The organism is Herbaspirillum sp. SJZ107, assembly GCF_006715485.1.
Taxonomy (GTDB): Bacteria; Pseudomonadota; Gammaproteobacteria; order Burkholderiales; family Burkholderiaceae_D; genus Telluria.
This window is the reverse complement of the sequence record NZ_VFNH01000006.1, coordinates 30,768-54,388: the sequence shown is the minus strand read 5'-3', so window position 1 is coordinate 54,388 and position 23,621 is coordinate 30,768. Positions and strand designations below refer to the sequence as shown.

Annotated in this window: 23 protein-coding genes and 1 pseudogene; 6 read left to right on the top strand and 18 right to left on the bottom strand. The window is 61.2% G+C overall.

The annotated features are described in order from the left end of the window. Positions 1-33: 33 nt before the first annotated feature. The 9 genes from nadC to FBX97_RS28085 all read right to left on the bottom strand — a co-directional run bounded on the left by nadC (position 34) and on the right by FBX97_RS28085 (position 10,523). Positions 34-891: a carboxylating nicotinate-nucleotide diphosphorylase gene (gene nadC, locus FBX97_RS28125; RefSeq protein ID WP_141839075.1), complete on the bottom strand. Its 858-nt coding sequence runs from the start codon at positions 889-891 to the stop codon at positions 34-36. A 48-nt stretch (positions 892-939) separates the two neighbouring features. Further along, a complete protein-coding gene (locus FBX97_RS28120; protein WP_141839073.1) occupies positions 940-1,929 on the bottom strand; it encodes an ABC transporter substrate-binding protein in 990 nt (329 codons plus the stop codon). 34 nt (positions 1,930-1,963) lie between these two features. Beyond that, positions 1,964-3,286 (bottom strand): Rieske 2Fe-2S domain-containing protein, encoded by a 1,323-nt coding sequence (locus tag FBX97_RS28115; RefSeq protein ID WP_141839071.1) that lies wholly within the window; start codon positions 3,284-3,286, stop codon positions 1,964-1,966. Positions 3,287-3,623: 337 nt separating this feature from the next. Next, the gene (locus FBX97_RS28110) at positions 3,624-4,199 is read right to left on the bottom strand and encodes a MarR family winged helix-turn-helix transcriptional regulator (protein WP_141839069.1); all 576 of its coding nucleotides are present in this window, start codon (positions 4,197-4,199) and stop codon (positions 3,624-3,626) included. Between the two features lie 107 nt (positions 4,200-4,306). Then, the gene (locus FBX97_RS28105; protein WP_141839068.1) at positions 4,307-5,077 is read right to left on the bottom strand and encodes an ABC transporter ATP-binding protein; all 771 of its coding nucleotides are present in this window, start codon (positions 5,075-5,077) and stop codon (positions 4,307-4,309) included. Positions 5,078-5,094: 17 nt separating this feature from the next. Then, positions 5,095-5,922: an ABC transporter permease gene (locus FBX97_RS28100; RefSeq protein ID WP_255517666.1), complete on the bottom strand. Its 828-nt coding sequence runs from the start codon at positions 5,920-5,922 to the stop codon at positions 5,095-5,097. A gap of 17 nt (positions 5,923-5,939) precedes the next feature. Continuing rightward, on the bottom strand, positions 5,940-6,866 hold the full coding sequence (locus FBX97_RS28095) for an ABC transporter substrate-binding protein (RefSeq protein WP_185748784.1): 927 nt from the start codon (positions 6,864-6,866) through the stop codon (positions 5,940-5,942). A gap of 341 nt (positions 6,867-7,207) precedes the next feature. Next, on the bottom strand, positions 7,208-9,010 hold the full coding sequence (locus FBX97_RS28090) for a thiamine pyrophosphate-binding protein (RefSeq protein WP_141839064.1): 1,803 nt from the start codon (positions 9,008-9,010) through the stop codon (positions 7,208-7,210). Between the two features lie 43 nt (positions 9,011-9,053). Continuing rightward, a complete protein-coding gene (locus FBX97_RS28085) occupies positions 9,054-10,523 on the bottom strand; it encodes an aldehyde dehydrogenase family protein (protein ID WP_141839062.1) in 1,470 nt (489 codons plus the stop codon). A gap of 215 nt (positions 10,524-10,738) precedes the next feature. Between FBX97_RS28085 and FBX97_RS28080 the strand changes: the two genes are divergently transcribed. Continuing rightward, positions 10,739-11,959: a citrate/2-methylcitrate synthase gene (locus tag FBX97_RS28080; protein WP_255517665.1), complete on the top strand. Its 1,221-nt coding sequence runs from the start codon at positions 10,739-10,741 to the stop codon at positions 11,957-11,959. A gap of 201 nt (positions 11,960-12,160) precedes the next feature. Here FBX97_RS28080 and FBX97_RS28075 read toward each other — a convergent pair whose 3' ends face one another. The 4 genes from FBX97_RS28075 to FBX97_RS28060 form a co-directional block, all read right to left on the bottom strand. Further along, on the bottom strand, positions 12,161-13,090 hold the full coding sequence (locus FBX97_RS28075) for an IS5 family transposase (RefSeq protein WP_141839060.1): 930 nt from the start codon (positions 13,088-13,090) through the stop codon (positions 12,161-12,163). Positions 13,091-13,435: 345 nt separating this feature from the next. Beyond that, positions 13,436-14,476, bottom strand: coding sequence for an IS110 family transposase (locus FBX97_RS28070; RefSeq protein WP_141839058.1), 1,041 nt, complete (start codon positions 14,474-14,476; stop codon positions 13,436-13,438). A gap of 112 nt (positions 14,477-14,588) precedes the next feature. After that, on the bottom strand, positions 14,589-15,239 hold the full coding sequence (locus tag FBX97_RS28065; protein WP_141839057.1) for an SGNH/GDSL hydrolase family protein: 651 nt from the start codon (positions 15,237-15,239) through the stop codon (positions 14,589-14,591). A gap of 82 nt (positions 15,240-15,321) precedes the next feature. Then, positions 15,322-15,813: a putative molybdenum carrier protein gene (locus FBX97_RS28060; RefSeq protein ID WP_141839055.1), complete on the bottom strand. Its 492-nt coding sequence runs from the start codon at positions 15,811-15,813 to the stop codon at positions 15,322-15,324. A 133-nt stretch (positions 15,814-15,946) separates the two neighbouring features. Here FBX97_RS28060 and FBX97_RS28055 point away from each other — a divergent pair, with 133 nt between their 5' ends. The 4 genes from FBX97_RS28055 to FBX97_RS28040 all read left to right on the top strand — a co-directional run bounded on the left by FBX97_RS28055 (position 15,947) and on the right by FBX97_RS28040 (position 17,573). After that, entirely contained in the window at positions 15,947-16,147 is a 201-nt protein-coding gene (locus tag FBX97_RS28055) for a hypothetical protein (protein ID WP_141839053.1), read from the top strand. A gap of 14 nt (positions 16,148-16,161) precedes the next feature. Next, the gene (locus FBX97_RS28050) at positions 16,162-16,680 is read left to right on the top strand and encodes a YqiA/YcfP family alpha/beta fold hydrolase (protein WP_141839051.1); all 519 of its coding nucleotides are present in this window, start codon (positions 16,162-16,164) and stop codon (positions 16,678-16,680) included. A 111-nt stretch (positions 16,681-16,791) separates the two neighbouring features. Then, a complete protein-coding gene (locus FBX97_RS28045) occupies positions 16,792-17,052 on the top strand; it encodes a hypothetical protein (protein WP_141839049.1) in 261 nt (86 codons plus the stop codon). Next, complete coding sequence (locus FBX97_RS28040) at positions 17,049-17,573, top strand: Sir2 family NAD-dependent protein deacetylase (protein WP_141839047.1); 525 nt, start codon at positions 17,049-17,051, stop codon at positions 17,571-17,573. Before FBX97_RS28045 ends, FBX97_RS28040 begins: the two co-directional genes overlap by 4 nt. A gap of 343 nt (positions 17,574-17,916) precedes the next feature. On the opposite strand, the pseudogene FBX97_RS28035 reads toward FBX97_RS28040, so the two are convergent. The 5 genes and pseudogenes from FBX97_RS28035 to FBX97_RS28015 form a co-directional block, all read right to left on the bottom strand. Then, positions 17,917-18,974 (bottom strand): annotated as a pseudogene (locus FBX97_RS28035) (IS3 family transposase); the annotation flags it as partial. A gap of 218 nt (positions 18,975-19,192) precedes the next feature. Continuing rightward, a complete protein-coding gene (locus FBX97_RS28030; RefSeq protein ID WP_141839045.1) occupies positions 19,193-20,089 on the bottom strand; it encodes a transporter in 897 nt (298 codons plus the stop codon). Between the two features lie 312 nt (positions 20,090-20,401). Continuing rightward, complete coding sequence (locus tag FBX97_RS28025; RefSeq protein WP_141839043.1) at positions 20,402-20,704, bottom strand: 2Fe-2S iron-sulfur cluster-binding protein; 303 nt, start codon at positions 20,702-20,704, stop codon at positions 20,402-20,404. Positions 20,705-20,775: 71 nt separating this feature from the next. Then, entirely contained in the window at positions 20,776-21,531 is a 756-nt protein-coding gene (locus FBX97_RS28020) for an alpha/beta fold hydrolase (RefSeq protein ID WP_141839041.1), read from the bottom strand. A gap of 93 nt (positions 21,532-21,624) precedes the next feature. Then, positions 21,625-22,563, bottom strand: a complete 939-nt coding sequence (locus FBX97_RS28015; protein ID WP_141839039.1) for a catechol 2,3-dioxygenase — start codon at positions 22,561-22,563, stop codon at positions 21,625-21,627. Between the two features lie 159 nt (positions 22,564-22,722). Here FBX97_RS28015 and FBX97_RS28010 point away from each other — a divergent pair, with 159 nt between their 5' ends. Then, entirely contained in the window at positions 22,723-23,589 is an 867-nt protein-coding gene (locus FBX97_RS28010) for an FCD domain-containing protein (RefSeq protein ID WP_221631891.1), read from the top strand. Positions 23,590-23,621: the final 32 nt, after the last annotated feature.

Genomic DNA, 23,621 nt, shown 5'->3' with positions numbered 1-23,621 from the left:
CATCGCGCCGCTCGGGCTGTCGGTTGGCGCCGCTTACAGCAGGCGCAGCGACAGGTCAATTGCGCTGATGTCCTTTGTCAATTTGCCAGTCGAAATGCGGTCGACACCCGTGGCCGCGATCGCGCGCACGCTGTCGAGGTCGACGCCGCCCGACACTTCGAGCACGGCGCGGCCGCCATTGAGCTCAACCGCGCGCCGCATCGCGTCCAGCGTGAAATCGTCGAGCAGGATACTGGTGGCGCCGGCACGCAGGGCTTCAGCCATCTCGTCCAGGTCCTCGACCTCGATCTGGATGCCGGTGCCGGAGTTCAGCGCGCGCGCGGCGTCCACCGCCGCGGCGATGCCGCCTGCCGCCTTGATATGGTTTTCCTTGATCAGGATCCCGTTCCACAGCGCCATCCGGTGGTTGGCGCCGCCGCCCACGCGCACCGCGTATTTCTGCGCCTGGCGCAGGCCGCCCAGCGTCTTGCGGGTATCCAGCAGCCGGCAGCCCGCGGGATTGGGCGAGACACCCTCGATCGCCTGCACGTACTGGCGGGTGCGGGTCGCCACCGCCGACAGCATCTGCAGGAAGTTCAGTGCCGCACGTTCGGCGCTGAGCAGCGCGCGCGCCTGGCTGGCGACGGTGCACACGACCGCGCCGGCGGTCACCTGGCCGCCTTCGCCGAAGTGCCATTCGATACGGGCGCCGGGGTCCAGTGTCCGCAGGCACGCGTCGAACCAGGCACTACCGCAAAGCGTGGCGGCCTCCTTGGCCGTGACCTGGGCGGTGGCAGCCGTTTCAGGGCTCACCAGCTGCGCGGTCCAGTCGCCGCGGCCGATGTCTTCATACACCGCGTCGCGCACGTTGCGCGCGCGCGCCGCCTCAAGGGTTTCGTTATCGTCAAACATAATCTTTACCTGTCGGGCCGGGCATGCCGGCCATGGGCACGCTGCCGCTTAAATCTTGTATGACTCGTAGGTCGCCGGATGGAACAGCTCGTCCACCGACAGCAGGCGCGACGACAGGCCCTGTGCATGGTGCGCCTGCACGAACGCCTCAAGCGTCTTGTGGGCCGGACCGACGCCATACGACCAGTAGTCCTGGCCCATCAGTTCGCGCGCTGCCTTCAGCTGCTCTTCGACGAATGGCAGGGTGACCTTGGTGGCCGAGGTGTCGGCCAGCTTGTCCAGCGCCGCTTTCTTCGCTTGCTCGAAGGCTTTCATCACCGCGCCCGGCAGCCATGGATGCTCGGCCGCCAGTTCCTTGCGTACGCCAACCACGTGCATGATTGGGAACACGCCGGTGCGCTGGTAATATTCCTTGGCAGTCGCGGTCGGATCGTCGAACAACCAGCCCACGTTCGGGTTGCGCGCCGCCGCGCCGCCGGGCGGACGCGGGGCGATGAAACCGTCGATCTCGCCCTTGTCCAGCATGTCCGAGATGGTGCGGTCGGCAGGCGCGCTTTCCATCTCGACGCCCGGGGGCAGCTGCAACTTGATTTTCTCGGGACGCCCCGGCTCGTCGATCCCGCCGCGCACCCAGGTCACGTCTTCCGGCGCCACACCATAGTCGTTCTGCAGAATCGAACGAGCCCACACGATGGCGGTCAACTGGTACTCGGGAATGCCGATGCGGCAGCCCTTCAGGTCTTCCGGACGCTTGATGCGGTCCTTGCGCACATAGATCGAGGTATGGCGGAAGGCGCGCGACAGGAAGACGGGAATCGCCACATACGGGCTTTCTCCCTTCGACGCCTTTACAAGATAGCTCGACAGCGACAGTTCGCTGATGTCGAATTCGAGGTTGCGGAATGCGCGGAAGAAAATCTCCTCCGGCGAGAGCGTCATGTAAACCGGATCGACACCATCGATCTGCACACTGCCGTCGAGCAGCGCGCGGGTACGGTCGTAATCGCCCATGGCGACGGAAAGCTTGAGTTTGGCCATGCCAGTGTCTCCTGTGATTATCGTGATGCCGGATTCAATCGTTCGGTCCGCCCGTGTTGTACGAAGGCTCGAGGGCGGCGACCGGCTTGGTCCAGATGTATTCGGCTTCGAAGTTGCGCCAGTCGACCGTCTTCGGCACGATGGCCTGGTACGAGACGTCGCTGGCCGGGATCTTCAGTTCGCCCGTGCCGATGGCCACGCCGGCTTTCTGGAACTCCTCGATGGCGTCCAGCATGCGCCGGCGGAACTCGACCACGGCGATGTCGCTGGCGCCCAGGCGCTCGTCGCTGCGGTTGGCGATCGGCCCCATCGTCAGCCACATCGCCACATCCTGGTTGGGGAAGCCGGTGATCCCGGTGAAGTTACCTGCCTTCATTTTCTCGCGGTCTTGCAAGAAGTTGTTCTCGATGGTGCGCAGCGAACGGTAGTTCCGGTCCAGGTCGACGCCGACCTGCTGGCCCAGGAACTTGCGCCAGGTTTCGGTTTCCGGGGTCTGCGATGGATGGCCCCAGGCGAGGAAATAGAACGCGGTACTGGTGTCGTCCCGCGGCACGTTGATGTTGGCGACGTTGTACAGGTTGTTCGGCGGAATCAGGGCCGTCGCCGGCGCGACGAAGATGGTCGAACGCACATAGTCGTGGGTGGCGGCATTGGTGATAGGACGGCGGATCGCGGCGTAGCGGAAGCCGTAGCCGGTGCGCTGGACCTGCATGCGCGGCGCCTTGTCGGTCGACGGACGCAGCCAGTTCTTGTCGTTGGCTTCGGCGCTGTTCACGCGCGCCGGCACGAAATCCGAGGAGTGCAGGCTCGAGCTGTGGGCGGAATCGATCGCGCCTTCCAGGATCTGCGCCCAGTTGCAGGGAATCAGGACCTTGGCGATGCTGACCCGGGTATCGGCGGTCGGCGCCCAGGCCGGCGGCGCGAACTCCGGCACGCTGTCCGACGGGCCCATGTAAGTCCAGACGAAGCCGCCCCACTCCTTGGCCGGGTAGGCCAGGTGCTTGACCTTGTTGGCCATGCAGCTGGCGGGCGGCTCCGACGCCATCTCGATGACGTTGCCCTCGACGTCCATCTTCCAGCCGTGGTACAGGCAGCGCAGGCCGCCATCCTCGTTACGCCCGAGCGCCAGCGAGGCCTTGCGGTGCGGGCAGTATTCGTCCATGACGCCGACACGGCCTTCCGTGTCGCGGAACACGACCAGGTCTTCGCCGAACATGCGTGCACGCACCGGAGTGCCATCCGGCTCGCTGACCTCCTCGATCAGGCAGACCGGCTGCCAGTGACGGCGCATCAGTTGGCCCATCGGAGCATCGCCCTCGACGCGGCACAGCAAATCGTTTTCTTCTTTGGTCAGCATGTCTCTCTCCAGATAGTCGGTGCCGGCAGCCACGGTTCTGCTGTCAAGCAGGGTTAAGTGCAGATCCAATAAACTTAGATCTCTAAGAATAAGTATAGGAGTTGAGACAGGGTTTGTCTAGAAAATTAACGGTATTTTTCGCGTTGGTCAGCCGCTCGAACCAGAAGCACGGGAAACATGCTGAGGCCGGGCACAAGGCCGGACTTGTCCATGCGGGCAAACGACGGCACGTGCGTGCCGCGTTCGGGCTCGACGCAGGAGGCGTAACGACAGGGGATAAAATGCGGAAACTGGCCGGGAGGCCGGCCTTGGGGAGGGCGCAACGTGCGCCGATGACTTACTTGGTGGCGGCGCTGCTGCGCGAAACGATGTTGCCGAGTTTTCGGGTAGAAGGCATCTTGCGCTCGGTATCGCCCGCCTCGCTCTCGTCAGCCGCCAGGTTCTTGATCATCGCGAGCAACACCTTACGTGTGGTACGAATCTCTTCCTCGGTAATGCCGCGCATGCTGATCTCGTTGACCTCGATCGCCAGCGGGACCAGCTTGCTTTCGAGCGCCCTGCCCTGCTCGGTCAGGAATACATACATGTTCTTCTTGTTCTCCGGCGCCTGGCGCCGCTCGATGTAGCCGAGCTTTTCCATCCCGGTCAGCGCGGCGTAAGTGGTCGGCTCCATCACGCCGGCAGCCTCGCTCAACGCACGCTGGGTCACGCCATCCTTCTCCCACAGGATACGCAGGAAGGTCCAGTGGCCGAACGACACGTCATATTCAATCAGCCGGATCTGCAACGCACGCACCAGCGCACGCGTGGCGTCCTTGATCAGGTGGGCAAGGCGATCGTCCAGTCCCTCGTCCTGCCAGTGATTGAGGATAGCCCGGGTTTCGTTCTTGACGACTTTCTTGTTGCTGCTCATATCGTGATCGCTGCGTTATCGGAAGCAGAATTATAAGCCAACGAAAACGGCCCTGAACCTGGCCCGGGGCGCGCACGTGTCAGGCCTGCGCGCCCGGGCACGGTTCGTCAAGCCTCGGCAAACTGGCTCAGGCTGCGCTCGAACGCCGCCAGCACGTCGGTTTCGATCGCATGCATTTCCGGGCTGCCGTACACGCGCGGATGCGGCAGGTCGACCTCGATGATCTGCGCGATCCGGGTCGGCTTGGGCGTATAGACGACGATGCGATCGGCCAGGTAACAGGCTTCGACGATGTCGTGCGTCACGAACACGACCGTGCGGCGATCCTTGAGCCAGGCCGCTACCAGTTCCGAGCGCAGGCGGCGCGCGGTCAACTCGTCGAGCGCGCCGAACGGCTCGTCCATCAACAGCAGGTCCGGATTGCGGATGTAGGCGCGCGCAATGCCAACCCGGTGCTGCATGCCGCCGGAGATCTGGTGCGGGTAAAAACCCTCGTACCCCGACAGGTTGACCAGCTCGAGCACATTGCGGATGCGCTCGTCCTCGTCGGGCACCGCCCGGCCCGACTCGGCCCGCAGGGCAAAGCGCAGATTCTGCTCCACGGTGCGCCATGGCATCAGCCGCGGCTGCTGAAACACGTAACCGTAATGCGGCTTCTTCTGGGCGACCGGCACCCCGCCCACCTTCACCTCGCCCGTGGTCTCCTTCAGCAGACCGGCGATACAGTTGAGCGTGACTGATTTCCCCGAACCGGACGGGCCCAGAAGACACACGAACTCGCCGTTTCCGACCTCGAAGCTGACATCGTCGACTACCATCAATGCGCCGGTCGGCGTGTCGAAGGTCTTGGTCAAGCGATTGATTTCGATGCTGCTCATGATGTCGTCCTCCGCGCTCAGGCTTTTTTCCAACGGGTTATGAAGGCTTCGATCGGCTTGATGACCAGCCACTCGGACAACAGCATCAGCAGGACCAGCCACAGGGTCCAGGCAAACACCTCGGACGGACGGCTGAACTCCCAGCCAACGAACAGCTTGTAGCCGACGCCGCCGCCGCCGGCCCCGCCAGCGAACAATTCGGCCAGCACGCTGATCTTCCAGCACATGCCGAGCATGGTGCGGCTGGCGCTGAGCAGATACGGCGTCAGGCTCGGGAACACGATGTGGCGCAGCACCATCAGACGGCTGGCGCGCACCGATTGACTCATACCCAGCAATAGATTGTCGACGTTCTTGAGACCGGCAGCCACGTTGAACGAGACGATCGGGAAAGCGGCGACCACGATCGTGAACACGACCGAGAACGGCGTCAAACCGAACCAGATCAGCGCCATCAGCGCCCAGACGACATACGGCACCGTCTGCACGAAGTTCAGGATCGGGCCGGTGAATGCGTCGAAACGCGCCAGCGCGAAACCGATCAGGGTGCCCACGATGGCCGAGATCACGGCCCCGATCAGCACCGACTTGATGGTGACCAGCGTGGCCGGTATCAGCACACCCTCTTCATGCAGCAGGCCGATCGTCTTGAAGATCTCTCCCAGCGGAGGAAACACATAGGCCGGCTGGGTGGTAGAGATGACCTGCCATAGCGCGACCAGCACGATGTACGGCAGGAGGGCCATGGCGACGTATTTGGAACGCTCTCCCCACACCGATGGCTTGGGCCCAACCGGGATGGGTGCGGGACGAGATGCGGCAGCGAAGGTGGATTGCTTCATCATGGTCTCGGCTCCCGGCGTTATGATTTGATCCAGAACTCGCTGGCCTTGGCAGGCATGCGCAGCTGTTTGGCCTCGAGCATCCGGTCATACAGGTTCTGCGCGGCCTTGATGGTGGCGGCGTCGTTCTGTGTCTTGATGACGTTGGGAATGTACGGCACCAGCAGTTCCTTCACTTGCGCCGGGGTGAGCTTGATTTCAGGCATCACTTCGGTAAGCGCCTTGGCGGCGGCATCGGTGTTGTTGCCCAGGTTAGCCAGCGTCTGTTCCATCACGGCGACGAACTTGGTAGCGGCAGCGCGGTTCTTGGCGACGAAATCCTTGCGGCCCGAAATGACCAGCGCCAGGAACGGTTCCTTGTAGTGCGCCTGATAGATGTCGCCCGGCTTGAACACGACCTTCACGCGCCCGCTCTTGAGCGCCGGTGTCAGGTACGGCTCGTACAGCGTCGCGGCATCGATGTCCTTCTTTTCGAGGGCCAGCAGGATCGCCGACGGCGGCAGCGTGGACACCTTCATGTCGCGCATCATGTCGACGCCGCTTAGCTTCATCGCGGCATAGGTGGCACCATAGTTGGTTCCCGACAGCGATACCACGCCGAAGCGCTTGCCCTTCAGGTCGGGCGGCCCCTTGAGGGGCGAGGCCGCGGGCGCGACCACCGCCCAGATATCGGCGGGGGTGACGGCGCGCAGCACCTGCACCGGAACGCCCGATGCGAACAGCTGGGCCGCATTGATAGCGCCCATGTTGACGTCCATGTCGATCGCACCCGCCTTGAAAGTATCGTACTTCTGGTTGGACTGGACGAAATTCTTCAACTGGATGTCAAGGCCGGCGCGCTTGAACGAGCCATCCTTCATGGCCAGCGCCAGCGCCGCGGCCGAGACATCGCTCGACACGGTACTGCCGACCACGATCCTGACTTGGGCTTGGGCTGGCAGTGCCATGGCGGCACTGGCCAGAACGGTGGCTACGGTTCGCAACGCAAGGGTTGCGAACCTCTGGAATCCATACTTCATGTGGTGTCTCCTCGGCTGTCTTTGATTGAATAGATATCTAACCGGCCTGATCCGATCGGTCGTAGGTCACCAGGATCTTGCGCCCCGATGTGAGCTACCTGCCAAATAGCGGTATCGACCAGATTTTATTTAGATCTCTAACAAAAAATATAGAGTATGCCGTTGGCTTTGTCCAGCAAATCCGCGACGGACTCGAAGCGTGCAATCTTGGCAGTCGTTATTATTCCCACATTGCAATATTCATAAAGATCCTGACAGCTTACCGCCTCTCAACCGACGGTTTTCGTCATGCCGGCGCTCATCGACGGCGCGTAGCCGGGCCGCACTTGAACGTCAACCAGCACCGATCTTCCCGAACGGACTTTCGCGATCGCGTCGCTCAGCACGGACACCAGTTCGTTGCGCGTCAAGACCGGACCGATGCCGTCGAAGCCCTGGGCGCGCGCCATAGCGGCCAGGTCGACGCATGGCTCGCCGATGCGCTGGCCGATCCAGCGGTTCTCGACCGGGCGCCCGCGGTCGCGCGCGACCCGTTCCTGATGCACCTCGTCGTTGAAAAACGACTGGTTGTTGGCGACGATGACCAGCATGGGAACCTCCAGGCTGGCCGCGCTCCACAGCGCCGTATTCCCCATCAGGAAGTCGCCATCGCCAATGATGGCAACCGGCAGGCGATCGCTGCCTTTCAATGCCATCGACGCGCCGACCGCCATTCCAGGTCCGGAACCGATACCGGCCCCGCCGTCGTAGCCGAGGTAGTCGAGCGGATGCTGGAAGTGCCAGAGGTCACCGCTCCAGCCGAGCGGCAACCGGATCAGGCAGGCCGTACTGCCTGCCAGGCAATCACTCAGACTATCGGCCAGCAACGCCATGCTGATGTCGGTTCCGCCATCGTCGACCGCGCGTGCGCGCACGGCTGGCGCCTCGGCGCCGGCACGGAGCGTGCCGCTTTCGCCCAGCACCGCCAGCAGCGCCCTTACCACACTGGCAGGCTCGGCCGCGGCGTACAAGTCGCACGGGGGCAGGTCCTGATGGTCCAGGCTGGATGCGTTGTGCAGGTTGTGGTCGAGCGAGACCTGCAACACCTTGGCCGAGATCTCGTCGTCGCCCCACGCCTGCTTGAGCGCCCCCTGCAGGTCGACCCAATCAAGGCTCAGGATCACGTCGGCCCGCTTGAGTGCAGCGGCACCCTCAGGACTGAAGAAGATCGACGGCGCATGGGGATGCAGCGGGTGCGCCGTCGGGAACGCGGCGCCTACCTTCAGGTCCGTGAAGACCTGCGCCTGCAGCCTCTCGGCCAGTGCGATGCGCTCGCGCCATTCGGACTCGTCGCGCGACACCCTTCCGACCAGCAGGACCGGGCGCCGCGCGCCGGAGAGCAGCTGCGCCATCTGCCCGATCAGCTCGGGGTCGGCGTGGGGCGAGGGCGTCGGCGCATAACGCCCGACATCGGGCAGCACCGGCGCGCCATCGAGCGGTGCTTCCTGCATGCTCACGTCCAGGCACACGTACACCGGCGCCTTGGGCACCGTTTCGGTGATCTGGCGCGCGCGCAGCAGCGAGGTGAAGCTGGCCAACAGCGAGACCGGCTGGTCGTCCCACTTCACGAAGGAGCGCACCAGCGCGCCCGCATCCTGGGAGGTATGGATCCAGTCGATCCAGGGGCGGCGCTTGGCGGCGTCCACCGGGCCGTGCGCGCCGAGGATCAGCATCGGCACCCGGTCGCACCATGCATTGTAGATGGCCATGCTCGCATGCATCAAGCCAACATTGCTGTGAAGAATTACAGCCAGCGGCTTGCCGGTGACTTTGGTATAGCCGTGCGCGATCGAGACGGCGTGTTCCTCGTGCAGGCACAAGACAATCTGCGGATCCCGGTTGCCGTTGTAGTTAACCAGGCTGTCGTGCAGTCCGCGGAAGCTCGATCCAGGATTCAGGCAGGCGTAGGGAATATCGAAGCGGCGCAGGAGGGCCGCGATCGCGTCGCTGCCCCACCATTTCTCGAAAGGGGTTGCTGTCGGAACATCACGGCGAAAGGGGGCGGAGGTTTGGTTTTCAAGCATGACGGTCATGTTGGAGGTCTTTGCTGGTTGCCGGGGGTTTGCCGGGTCCGGTTCAGAGCTGGATGTTGATGCTCTTCAGTTCCGTGAAGTCGAGCAGTTCTTCGAGGCATTCCTCACGCCCCATGCCCGAATGCTTGCTGCCGCCGAACGGTACGCCCAGGTAATGGCGGCCGGTCTGGTTGACCCAGACGAAGCCGGCATCGATCCGGCGCACTGCCTGGTGGGCGCGCTTCAGGTCGCGGGTCCAGACCGAAGCGGTCAGCCCAAACTCGGTACCGTTCACCTGGCGAAACAGTTCTTCTTCGTCGCTCCAGCGGAACACGGACATCACCGGACCGAAGATTTCTTCACGCGCGATACGCATGTGCGGCTGGACATCGGCGAAGATCGTCGGCTGCACGTAATAGCCGCCGCGCAGTGCTGGCTCGTCGGGCTGGACGCCGCCAAGCACCAGACGCGCGCCCTCCTCCCCGGCCGAGGCGATGAACGACAGCACCCGGTCGCACTGGGCACGGCTGACCAGCGGGCCCATGGTGGTGGCTGGATCGGTGGGATCGCTCGGACGGTGCATCATGGCTACCCGCTCCGCGATCCGGGCCAGCACCTCGTCGTGGATCGACTCGTGAAGAAAGACCCGGCTGGTCGAGCCACAGGACTGCCCCGCCCAGGTGAAATTCATGCCGCGCACCGCGCCGGCGACCAGCGCGTCCATGTCGGCATCGGGATAGGCCACCAGCGCGTTCTTCCCGCCCAGTTCGAGCAGGGCCGGTTTCAGCGTCTCCGCGGCGCTGCGCAGGATCGCCTTGCCCGTGGCGACGCTGCCGATCAGCGTCACCTTCTTGACCAGCGGATGGGAAGCGAGCACCTGGCCGCATTCCCTGCTCCCGGTCAGCACATTGAACACGCCCGGCGGGAACACGCCATCCAGCAGTTCCGCGAGCTTCAGGCACGCCAGCGGCGCCTGGTCGGGTGCTTTCACGATGACGGTATTGCCGGCGGCGAGCGGCGCCGCGATCTTGGCGGCCGCAAACATCAACGGATGGTTGTAGGCGACGATGCGGGCCACGACGCCGAGCGGTTCGCGCACCGTGTAGTGAAGACTGTCCTCGGCCACGGGAATGGTATCGCCCTTGATCATCGGAATCAGGCCGGCGAAGTACTCGAGGGAGCTGGCCGCCACGTGAGCGTCGGACAACATCTCCGCAACCGGGTTGCCGGTATCGATCGCATCGACCAGCGCCAGTGTTTGCGCGTTCGCGCGCAGGATCCCGGCCGCCTTGCGCAGGCATGCCGCACGCTCCGCCTGCGCCAGCGCTTTCCAGGCCGGGAAGGCACGGTGCGCGGCCTCGATCGCGACCTCGGTGTCACGCGCCCCGGCCTGGGCGACCGCGACGATCGGCGCGCCGGTGGCCGGGTTGATCGTTTCCTGATAAAGCGCATCGATTGGCGCAGCCCATCGACCGTCGTAGTACAGATCGAGATGGCTTGGCAGGCAGTCGGCGAGGTGGGCAGGAAGATGCATTGTCGGGCTCCGGTTATGGGTGACTAACGATGTCAGCCACGATATGCCGTCCATTCACGTTGATCAAGCTTGATTGCACGATCAATGTGAATACCCTTTTCACCCCGGCTGCGGCACGGTATAGTCGCTGCTCTGCCCGATCCGCTTCCCCACTATTTACCGTGGCCCGTCAACCGCCTGCCGTTTCCAAAGATTACTTGTCCGCGTGCGATGCAGTGGAGCTGCTCGACGTGCGCATGCAGACACTGTATGCCTATGTCAGCCGGGGCTTGGTACGCAGTATCACCCAGCCCGGGCGCAAGGAGCGGCTGTACGCGCGAGCCGATATCGAGAAGCTGAGGGCGCGCTCGCAGGCACGCGCCGGGCATGGCGCGGTGGCCGCCTCGGCGATGCACTGGGGCGAACCGATCATTCCGACCTCGATCACCCAGATCACGGCCGCGGGGCCTCTCTACCGCGGGCAAGCGGCCATCCAGCTGGCGCGCAGCGGCACTACCTTCGAGGAAGTCGCCGAGCTTCTCTGGACCGGCAAACCGGGAACGCCCGGCCTGCGCTGGCCGCGCCACCTCCGGACCGACGGCTTGCGACGCTTCGCGGCATCGATCACGCCGCCGGCTTCGAACGACCAGTTGATCGAACTGTTCGCGCTGTTCACGATGCAGTTGGGCTTGACGCGAGGACATACCGCCAGCCAGCCGGGCAGCCACGACACGCTCGACGCTGCACGCGAACTCATCCAGACCATGGCCGGCTGCTTCGGCTATGTTTCGCAACAGCGTGCGTTCTACCAGTTGCGAAAAGGCGAATCGATTGCCGCCAGCCTGCTGAGCGCGCTCGAGATTCCGGTTACCGCCGAAAACCAGGCAGGCATCAATGCGGCATTGGTGGTGATGTCCGACCATGAGCTGTCGCCAAGTAGTTTCGCAGCACGCATCGCGGCGTCCAGCGGCGCGACATTGCATAGCTGTGTGGCGGCGGCAGTGTGCGCCAATTCTGGCGACCAGATGGGGCGCCTGTACAGCCAGGTCGAACAGTTCCTGGCACGTACTACCACGCGCGGCGCGCTGCTTCGCCGCGCCAGCGATCTCCAATCGCGCGGCCTGGCAGTGCCGGGGTTCGGCCATCCGCTGTATCCGCAAGGCGATCCGCGTGCGCGCCTGTTGCTCGACCTGATAGAGCGGCGTGGGGAACGCAGCAAGCGCCTCGATGCAATCGCGAAATTCATCGCCGATGTACAGGAGCAGCATGGCCTGTATCCGCGCCAGGAGCTGGCGCTGGTATTGCTGTGCATTGCAATGGAACTGCCCAGGAACACGGCGGGCGCCCTGTTTACACTGGCGCGCACGGCAGGATGGGTCGCGCACATATGCGAGCAGTGGCTGGCGGGCGCCCTGCTACGGCCGCGCGCTAAGTTCGTCGGGTTGTTTTGCCACTGACTGCCGACCGTGCGTGCGCTTGCCGGCCATTATCCTCCGGCACATAGCATCCCGACGTTAAGGGGCCGCTGAAGGTTATACCGCCTATCGGCTTTAATGGAATGGACGCATCCTTCCTAACACGAGATTTAGGTGCCAAAGTGGATGGGCTTTGTTGAGCAAATTGAGCGAAGGCCGAGCTGACGCTATTTGTAGTTGGTTTTATAACACTGGGACCGTAACCGGCCTGCCCAGTCGAGTAAAGCGGTTCAGCACAGCAGCTCGCACCTGCAGTTCGGCGACCTGACGGTCGAAGTCACGTGCCATGACACGTTCACCCAGCAGCTTGAAGCAGCGCATCTTGGTCTCGACAAGGCTGCGCCGATGATAGCCACTCCATTTTTTCCAGATCGCCCGACCCAGCCTGCGCGTCGTGTGCAGTATGTCATTGCGCGCCTCGGCGCCGCAGCGGTTCGTCTTCCAGGGCTTGGCGTTCTTGCGCGTCGGGATGATGGCATCTGCGGCGCGCAAAGCAATCGCCTCATGGCAGTCCTTCGTGTCGTAAGCACCGTCGCCACTAACGCTGGCAATGCGCTCGTCGGCAGGAATCTGATCCAGCAACGCTGGCAGGACAGGCGCATCACCGATGCTGTTGTCGGTCACTTCCATGGCCTGGATCTCGAGCGTGGACGCGTCGATCCCGAGGTGTACCTTGCGCCATTGGCGGCGATACTCCGCCCCATGCTTTTTCGTCTTCCACTCGCCTTCGCCCAGCATCTTGATGCCCGTGCTGTCCACCAACAGATGCAGCCCTGTCGTGGTCGGCACTGCGCCGATGGCGACCTGGAGCGTCTTCTGGCGTCGGCTGACCGTGCTGTAGTCAGGTACCGGCCAGTCAAGGCCAGCCAGGCGCAGCAGGCTTTGCGTCATCCCCATGGCTTGGCGCAGTGGCAAATTGAAAAGGCACTTCATGCTCAGGCAGAACTGAATCGCCTGGTCACTGAACGTCTGGTCGCGCCCATGCCTGCCGTTTGGCTGGCCTTGCCACCTCATGGTCGGATCGAGCCAGATGAGCAGCGAGCCGCGTGACTTCAGCGCTTCGTTGTATGTCTTCCAATTGGTGGTACGGTACTTCTGCGGAGCCGGTTTCATCCGTTCAGGCTACCAGACCAGCAGATTCCTCGCTGATCAAGACCTGGTTTGTGCAACATACATGGACGCATCCTGGTTTGCCAAGCTTTCGATTCGTGATGTCCAAGAGAGGTAGATTGCAGCCATACATCCGGACTTTGGTCGAGGCGTAGCCTCTGTCCCTGATGGAATTTGCTGACCGGCTCCTGATCAAAGCCACGAGCTTGATGCTCCTTGTTGCACGCAGGGTTTGCCGGTCACGGTCTGACCTGTCTTGCCATCACATCTTGATCGCCTGAGCAATCGTTGGAAGGATGCTTGCCAATCCTCCTTGAAGTCGGTTGAGAAGTAACTTGGCCGTGCGGATTACGTGCCTGCCCCAGCGGAGACGTAATCCGCACGGAACCGTCTTTCGTCATGCATGAGAAGTGCCCATACCCGGCGCGCGTTCTTGTTGGCCAGCGCAACAGCCGCGATATTCTTGTGTCGCCGCGACAGCAAGTGCCCGAGCCAACTGGTGGCAGTTTCGACCTTGTGTTCGGCGTGTCGAAGCACAGCACGCGCACCATGGATCAGCAGCGCGCGCAGGTAACCGTCGCCTCGTTTGCTGATGCCCAGTAAAACCTGCTTGCCACCGCTGGAGTGCTGCCTGGGCACCAATCCTATCCACGCAGCCAACTGCCGGCCATTCTTGAAGCAGCGCGCATCACCGATCGAAGCGACCAGTGCGCTTGCGGTAATCGGACCAATTCCTGGTATCTCGGCCAGTCGGCGGCTGGCTTCATTTTGCGCGTGCCAGAGTTGGATTTCTTTCTCCAAATCCTGAACCTGGCGGTCCAACTCCTTCAGATTCTCGGCAAGCCGCTGCAGCAGACTACAGAAACTGCCGGGTAACTGTCCGGCCGACTCATCAGACAGCGATGCCAACCTGGGGCCAAGATTGCAAAGTCCCTTTGGAATGACGATCCCGAATTCAGCCAGCAGGCCACGGATCTGATTGGCCTGAGCGGTCCTCGCCTTGACGAATCCCTGTCGTGCGCGGTGGATCGCCAGCAACGCCTGCTGCTGCTCTGTTTTGATCGCCACGAAACGCATATTGGGCCGGGTGACCGCTTCACAGATGGCTTCGGCGTCGGCCGCGTCGTTCTTGTTTGTCTTCACGTAGGGCTTCACGAACTGCGGCGCCATCAGCTTTACGGTATGTCCCATCTGGCTCAGCTTGCGCGCCCAGTAATGGGCGCTACCGCAGGCTTCCATACCTATCAGGCAAGGCTCGAGCTTTATGAAAAATGTCAGCATCTCGCCACGCCTGAGCTGCCTGCGTAGGCAGGGCTTGCCATGAAGATCGACGCCATGTACCTGAAACACCGCCTTGGCCAGATCAATGCCGCATGCACTCAGCTTCATCTCGGACGCTCCTTTCTGGTCGTGGACACCTTACACATCCACTTTGGCACCTAAATGCCGTGTTAGGAAGGATGCGTCCATTCCATTAAAGCCTTTGGGAACTTCAAAACGCTCAAGGTGCCGCGCTGCCGTAGACCACGGTCCGAGGGGCGAGCGGCGCTTGCTCGCGCACGAGTTGCGCGATCGCGGCGGCGATCTTGCCGCCGCCTTGTGCCGAGGGCTCGATCGGCGATACGGTCGAGTAATCGCCAGGCGCATCACAGATCAGGCGGAGGTCGAGTACCGGTAGGCGATGCGTCGCCGCTTCACGCAGGATCACATCATTGAAAGGTGCCAATGCCGTGCGTAGTCCTGGCTCAAGTCCCGGTACAGCGTCGTAGATGGTCGCCAGCGCTAGCGGCAGGCGCCTGGACAGCAGCACGTTGACCATCCGACGGTAATCACGCCGGAATTGGGCTTGCCAATCCGCGAGCAAACCGGCGGCCTCGATCACCGAGCCTACCCTCGACTGCATTGCGCCAACGAGGCCCAGCACGTCGTTGCCTCCACAGCTCACCACTAACCAGTCAGCCGCTTCGGGCAACTCGGGCAAGCGCGCCACCTGTTTCACCATATCTGCCAACACGCTACCGTCGCGTGCCAGAAGCGACATCCGATCGCGCGGCGCCAGCATCGATTGCAACTGGGCTTGTACTTGCGTCCCGGTGGGGACATAGGGGGCGTTATCGAAGATCGAGTCCCCCAATAAAACGATATGCGCCATCCACGCCTCCTCTATCAACAAACCAACACATCCTGCCATGTCGACGCGACGAATGACGTCGCCTCGCGGGGCTCATCGCCTGTCAATCCGCGCTGTCCGGGCCGGTACGCACGGCCTGCGACAGCACCTCCCGCACCAGATCGCCGATGCCAGGCGCCGCTGATTCGCGCTTGCCAGCGACATTCAAGGTCTTGACCGCATGCCGTACGAGAAAGCGTGCCACATACTTCGGATGCACACCGGGCCGCACATGCAGCCAGGGCTTGCCCAACTTTTCCGCGAAGGTGGCGGTACGTTTCGAACCGCCGTCGAGGCTGTCACTCAAGGTAAAAATGAGCGTCGCGTCGCTATCGCGCACATTCCACTCGGTGCGCTGCAAGTAGCCTGCGGTCGGGGTCTCTTGGAGCAGGTAACGCTCCGACAGCACCCCATCCTCGGTCTTGCGGCCGCGCGGGCACCAACCGCCGTGACGTATCCCGCGCTCAATCGCCCAGTCAAGCGCGGCGCGGTCGGCCCCGCTCTGGCCGCCCGACACTAGCATGAAGCTGTCGCCGGCTATAAACACCTCGTCCATTTACTCTCCATATCGTTTCGACAAGGCGCTAGCTTAGCCGTCGCTGGCGACAAGCTGCGTCGCAGCGTCGACGCGACGTCAGCTGTCGCGTCGGCGCTTATCGTGTTCAACACATCCACACAAGGAGACCAGCATGAACAGGCAAACCCTGAGCGACGCCCGCTACCACACGATCGGCTACATTGACACCGCTGCCGACGGCAAGCAGACCGCGCGGGACGCGCGCTGCCACGTGGTCGGCTATTATGATCCGCGCACGGACACGACCCGCGACGCCCGCCATCACATGGTCGGGCATGGCAATCTGCTCGCCTCGCTGATCGCCTGCCGCTAACGGAGTATCCGATAATGACGACTGGACTAGTTCACTTCATGCATGGCAAGGAAAGCGGTCCGAGCGGCGCCAAGATCGTGGCGCTGGCCAAGGTTGCGCGGTCGCACCATTGGGAGGTGGCTAGCCTCGACTACTCCCACACCGTCGATCCAGCGGCCCGCCTGGAACAGCTGCTGGGCGCGTGTGCCGATGTGCGTGGTCCCTTGCTGCTGGTCGGCTCCAGCATGGGCGGCTGGGTGGCGGCCGAGGCCGCGGCACGTATCGGCGCGCGCGGGGTCTTCCTGATGGCGCCCGCTCTTGGCGTGCCAGGTTACCCGAGCCAGGCGCCCCAGGTGCCCGCGACGCTTACCGAGATCGTGCATGCTTGGGATGACGAGGTCATCCCCTGCGAATACGCCATCCGTTTTGCGCGCCTGCGTCAATGCACCCTGCACCTGGTGCAGGGGGACCATCGCCTGAACACCCGCATCCCCTTGCTGCGCGAGCTGTTCAGCGCCTTTCTATTGCGCTGCGCCGCGAACCACGCGAGCTAATCGGCACTCGCACAAAAGCGTTGTGCGTTACGACACCCGTTGTCGGCAGGCGCGCATCGTATCGAGGCGTCCGCAGCAAGTGACGGGCCCGCATCATCGAAAGGAACAATTATGAATACCAATGTGCCCAACCACGGCATTGGCGCAGCAGACCCCCTGCTGCCGCAAGCAGCAGCCTGGATCGAGGCCTTGCGCGCTCAAGGCGAGGACATCCTGCTCTACCCAATTTCACGCTTGCAGCGCGAGTTCAGGATCGGGTATTCCCGCACCTGCGCACTGGTCGAAGCGTTGGCGCTGGACCAGTACTGGACCATCGCGTTCGCCGAGGACGGTACCCGATATGCGCGCCTGCGTTTAGGAGAAGCCGGATGAACGCCTCACGCCACCTGTCGGCGAGCACCGAAGCAGCCATCGAGCGCGCCGCTACACTGATTGCCGGGGCCGATGCCTTGGTGATCGCCGCCGGCGCCGGCATGGGCGTCGATTCGGGTCTACCCGACTTTCGCGGTAATGGCGGGTTCTGGAAAGCCTACCCGGCACTGGCGGCCGAAGGGACTTCCTTTATGGAGATCGCCTCACCGGCCGCGTTTCGTAACAACCCACGCCGGGCCTGGGGGTTTTATGGGCACCGCTTGGCGCTGTACCGTGACACCACGCCGCACGCCGGCTTCGACATGCTTCGCAAGTGGGGAGAGGCGATGCGGCATGGTTACTTCGTTTTCACCAGCAATGTGGACGGCCACTTTCAAAAAGCGGGCTTCGATCCACAACGGATCGACGAATGTCATGGCACGATCCACAAGCTGCAATGTCTTGAGCCGTGCTCGCCTGCGCTTTGGTCAGCCGCCGGGTTCGATCCGGTGGTCGATACAGCGCGCTGCGAGCTGCCCTAGCCGAATCGAGTACATCTTCGAACTGATCGCGCGCGAAGATGGTGGCGCTGCCGAGACGCCCTCCGCGCTGCACGCGACTTTCCACTTCTGGCGCCGTCGCTTGGAGGCGCCCGGCACCAATGCAAGGAGCGAATGGCTGAAGGTCAAGCAATACTTCATGCGCTTGCACGAATGGTTCCGTGACCGCACGCTCTATCACTTGGTCGGCTACCTCGTCAACGATGGCGCCGACATGGCCGCGATCCGCTGATCCGCTTGGATTCCCTGGACACTTTGAAGACAAAATTTCGGTCTGTTGAGATCCCGTTTTATGCCCCTTCAGCTGCCGTCTCCCGGGCGAAGGCGGTGTCAGGTTTTTGAGAGCTGTGTGAGGACGGCTCTCATTGTAGTCCCGGCGCCAGGCTTCGACGGCGGCCTGGGCCTCGGTCAGCGATGCGAACCAGTGAATGTTCAGGCATTCGTCGCGTAGCGATCCATTGAATGTCTCTATGAAACAGTTATCGGTTGGCTTGCCGGGCCGGCTGAAGTCGATTTTCGTCTGGTGGTGGTACGCCCATAAGTCGAGCAATTGTCCCGAGAATTCGCTGCCGTTGTCGACGAACAGGCATTTCGGTGCCGGACGTCGTTCGACAATGCGGTTAAGCGCCGCGACGACGTCGTCGCCGCGCAGGCGATGACCGACGATGATCGCCAGCGATTCCCGACTGTGGATATCGATGATCGTCAGCAGCCGGATCTTTGTCCCGTCGGCCAATTGGTCGGCTACGAAGTCCATGCTCCAGGCGTCGTTGATGTAGCGCGCCTGCATGCGCGCCTGCCGGGGCATGGTCGTCTTGCTGCGCTTTTTGGGCCAGGAGCGCAGTTGCAGCTCTTCGAGGCGATACCAGCGATAGGTCTGGTTGACGCCAAGCTGGAAACCCTCGCGCTTCAGGAGGATGTGCAGGCGGCGGTAGCCCCACCTCAGGCGCACCTGTGCTAGCTCTTTCAAACGCTGCCGCAACGGCAGTTTCGGGTCCTTCCGACTGTGCAGGTATTGTGTACTGCGCACCTGTTTCATCAGTCTGCAGGCCCGCGCCAGCTTCAGGCCGTAGTGGCTCACGATGTACTTCACCACTTCCCGTTTCAGCGCGGGCCGCTCCACTTTTTTGAGGCGACGTCCTGCAGGATCGCCTTGTCCAGGCTCAGCTCGGCGACCAGCTTTTTCAACCGCGCGTTTTCTTCCTGCAGGATCTTCAGCTCGCGCACACCTTCGACCTGCATGCCCGCGTACTGCTTCTTCCAGCGATAGAACGTCTGCTCTGAAATGCCCAGCTGGCGCACGATATCACCTACTGCCATCCCCAGCTCTGCCTGCCGGAGAATCGAGACAATCTGCTCTGCTGAGTACCGTTTCCGTTTCATGGCCGCACTCCTTCTCGAAGGAAAAAGTTGGACCAAAACTCATCCAGGAAGTTGCCCAGTTTTGCCGGGGCAGATCAAGCGAGTGGAACGACACCTCGATCGTGGCTGACGTCGTGACGATCAAGTTTCACCCGGTGGCCAGCCAGTAGGCCGCCCTGCCGGACGCGGCAGGGCGGTGCTGCGTATGACAGCACCGCCTCGTGGCGAGGAGCGCGGGCTTATAGCGGAATGGTGGCCTTGATCCAGAACGCCCGGCCCTGGGCGCGATTACGCACACCGGATTCCGTTTCGAACTTCGCGGTGACGAAGAAGCCTTTTCCGGTGTCGTACTTGATCGACGGTCCGATGGCGAATGCGCGGCCCTTGTTGCCCACGTCCACGCCATGCAACTCGTCACCCGTGGTTTGGCGATACACATAGCCACCGACGCCCAAGACCCAGTTCGGCGCGACTGCGTAGCCGAGTGAATAGTCCATGTGCGCTTCCTGGCCCGAGCGATAATCGGTGTCCTTGTTCTTGTGGTTGAAGTCATACATCAGCTTCACGTCGCCGTTCCACCCTGCCGGATCGATGTAGCTCGCCGTGTAAACAGGCTCGATCGCCCAGTAGTTGCGACCAGGGTTGGCGAGCCGGTTGCGGTCGTAGGAACCGGTCGGCGTGATGATGTCGACCGCAGCGACGCTGTGCAAATGCTCGCTATGGTGATAGCCAAGCGCGAGTGCGCTGATCGTGATGTCCCCCAGGCCGCGCTTGTGCGAGCCCGCCCCTGCCACGTCGACGTGGAGATCGACCAATGGCACGATGATCGCATGGGCGACCTGGCCGCCGAACAGGGTATTGCCCGTCACCCAGACAAAGCGCGGCGAGATGGCCGTCGCGCGCACGCTGAAATCGACCGGCAGCGTGTTGCCGGCGCCATCCTTCAGTTCGTCGCCTGAGTAGTGGTTGATGAACGCAAGCGTATAGAATCCTGGCGGCGGCATCGCCCCGGTCAGGTAGTTTTCCGCCCCCATGGGATAGCTCGAACCGCCGCCCTCGGTCGCCGAAGCGGCAGTGGCCACGAGTGCCGCGCCGGCCAGCAGCACACGGCCCATGTGCAAGTATGGGTTCTTCATTGCTCCTCCAGTTTTATCGTTGTTAAAATCGTTGAGTGGTGCGGCGCGGCCCTCAGTCAGGCTTCGTCCAATGAAGTAAAACTGGAACTCGGGAATTCCACATGGCTTTGTTGCATAAATCCGCAAGTCATTGACTTTATTGAATAAAAATTTCGATGCTAAATTTATAATTCAATGAAAAATCAAAGGCTTATCGTTTATTTATGCAACAAAGCCCCCCTGGGTTGCCCGATCTCGTAGGTCATTGGCGGCCTTGCCAAGACCGCACAATGCCATGCGCAATATCGATCGCCTTGAGGATTTGCTTGAACGTTACCTAGATAGGCAACGCGCAAGCTTGCCGATAACGCGAATCGAAAGATCAGTGACCGGTGTAATACGGCAAGCCAGCACGGTGCCGTTACGCTCTTCTTCCTCACTTATGCATGCCCGGCTCATCTTTGCAGCAATGTAATGTCCGCTGATGACAGAAATTTTGCATATGCCGCAACCGCCACCACGGCATCCCACTGGAATACTGCGACGGCCTGTCGCAACCATTCCTCCCAGCAAAGTAGACGACTGCGAGCATGAAAAAATTTCTCCAGTCGGCTCGACTTTGATTGAATATCCCATGGCTTCTCCTGCAAGTCAAATCACTGATTAACTCCAACATGAACTTCATATCAGGTGGGAGGATTGTCTCACTAATAAATGGAGACCAATATTTCCGCCAAGGCTTTCGGCGCCGAGAAAAAAGGTGAGTGTGAGGTGTCAAGCGAAACAACTTTTTCGCACGGCATCGCCTCAATGTAGCGCGCTTGCATGCTTGGAGTAATAGCCTTGTCCCTCAGGCATTGTATATACGCCCGCGGCACGCGACCAAATCGCTCGTCGGTTAACATGACTGGAGTCTTTCCGGGTAGTGCAGGCTCTGGCACGGCGTTGTTTAATGCAAATACGACGTCGGCATCGCCACAGTCTGCATAAAAGACCTCCTTGACATGTTCCGGCTTCAACCATGAGATTCCTTTTTCGGCATCCCGTACAACTGCTTGCGGAATGAGCGAAGACGCATCGCTAGCAATCATCTGAGAAGAAGTTTGCCCCGACTGCAGGAGAATTCCTGCAAGGTAGACAAGACCCGCAATCCGGTGCGGGCGCGCCTCTGCCGCAAGTGAGATCGATACGCCGCCGAGACTATGTCCTACAAGGACTATTGGCCCTTCCGTCGCGTCGATCGCATCGACAACCGCAGCACAATACGCTGCTTGCGAGATGAGTCCAATTTCTGTGCTGTTTTTGTCGTATTTAAGGCCGTGGTTCGGGAGGTCGATCGCAATCGCGTGATTGCCACTCGCGATAATTTCAGGCACAACTTTCGACCAACACCATGCGCCATGCCACGCACCGTGTACGAGGATGTAAGTGCGTGGAGATTCGCGCGATATGAGTTTGCTCATGATAACTTGAATTCAAGGATATTTAAGAAAGCCTGCGGCACGGCTTCGCCCAGCGTGGGAGCTCGCAGGCCCTTTCGTCATGGTGAAACGTGGTTACGTAACAACTTCCTTGAAGCGGTCGTGGAGAACGCGGGTATGATAAAAGATCGCGCGACCGAACTCTTCCCCAGTCCAGCGGATCTTCGGCCGGTCGGGATAGTGAAGATAGCCGCCAGCGAATACTTCATTGCGATTGCCAGAAGGGTCGAAGAAGTAGATCGTCTGGCCCCGCGTCACACCGTGTCGCGTGGGGCCAATATCCAGCATGACGTCTTTTTTCGAAATAATGTCGGCGGCTCGCAGCAATTCACTCCATGACTGTGTGCCAAAGGACATGTGATGCAGTTTGCCGGGCTCGGGATAAGCGAGGAATGCAACGTCGTGGGGTTTGTTTGAGCAAGTCAAAAACGAGCCCACAATCTGTTCCTGGTCATGTTCACCGACGATAATCTCTTCGGCGACCTTGAAGCCGAGCACATCGCAGAATAATCTTACGGTCTCTTGGATATGCGTTCCCGAAAGCGCACAATGATCGAAATGCGTTGGGGACATGCCGCGCAAGCCGTCCGGCCACGGCGCCGGATTCAAATCCCCGGTAGCGATGCCCGCTGCGGTCTTGCTCGCAAACAGCTCGAAGAGGTGACCTGACGGAGCACGGAACTGAAAGCGGCGCCCAGTCTCACGCAATTCGCCAGCCGGCATCCACTTCAAATCCGTCGCAAGCCCACTCCCTTCAATCGACCCGGCCAACGCATCAAGCGTCGCCTCGCTGTCGACGCGGAAGCCCATGTATTCGAGTCCGGGAGAGTCGGCCTCGTGCACGATTACACTGTAAGCATCATGTTCATCCCAGCATTTGAAATAGACGCGACCTTGCTCGTCCCGTCCCGTTTCCATCAATCCTAAGGTGTCTGTGTAGTAAGCCACCGCCGGCTCCAACTCCAGCACACGGATAGCCGCGTGTCCCGGACGCATAACGCCTGTAATTGCCATGATCTCCTCCGCCTAGATTTCTATAAAGAAATTTCTTCTTGCACTATCGAACTCAGTGCGGCCGAGTTTCGCGAGCGCTAAATGGACGATACACAGAAAAACGATTTATAGCAATAATATCGAGATTTTCTCAAATCTAGGTTATTACATGATCGTGGTATGATCGTTCACGATATGCTTGGTGTGTCCTTACAAAGCTTGTCGGCTGTAGCGACGGGCGGCCTGAGCTCAACGATAGCGCCTGGACACGAGTGCCCTTTTTCTAAATATGTTGATATGAATACATTGTTCGATTCCGCTACCAGCGAAGAGTCAGCGAGCGAAGCTCGCACCTCGGTGATCGCGTGTTATAGGGTGTTACGCAGAGGTATCCTTGATGGTGTCTTTCCACCGGGAGAGAAGCTGCGGCCTGAATTCTTGCGCCATACTTTGGGGACCGGAACGAGCACACTGAGGGAAGCTGTGTCGCTTTTGATAGCGGACGGGCTGGTCATAGCACAGCCACAGCGCGGCTTTCGCGTGGCAGCCATGTCACTCGAGGATCTGAAGGACCTTACCGAGTCGCGCGTATTGGTTGAAACAAAAGCGCTTCGCGATTCGATAGCACTCGGTGGCGATGCCTGGGAGGCGGATGTCGTGGCGGCATTGCATCGCCTTCGGCGTGTCGAAGAAGCGCTAGAGATCAACAAGGACGATGCCGCGCTTTCGAGCCGGGAGGAGCGCAATTACGTTTTTCATAAGGCATTGATCAGCGCGTGCGGGTCGCCCCGCCTCCTCAACCTATTTGAAGTGTTTTACGCGCAGGCTGAGCGTTACCGACGCCTTTCGGTAGCGTTTCATGCTACACAGCAAATTGCTACACCCCCGCGCGACGCCCAGACGGAACACCAGGAAATCGCGGACGCAGTGTTGCGACGTGATTATGATACCGCCGGGGCCAAGCTGGAGAGGCATATCCGGCTAACCTATGAATTCGTTCAGCATTTTCCAGCCTCGTTTTTCAAGCGAGACGACACCCGCCGCTAACACGGTGGCGAAAGCCTCGGAAGGGTACTGTC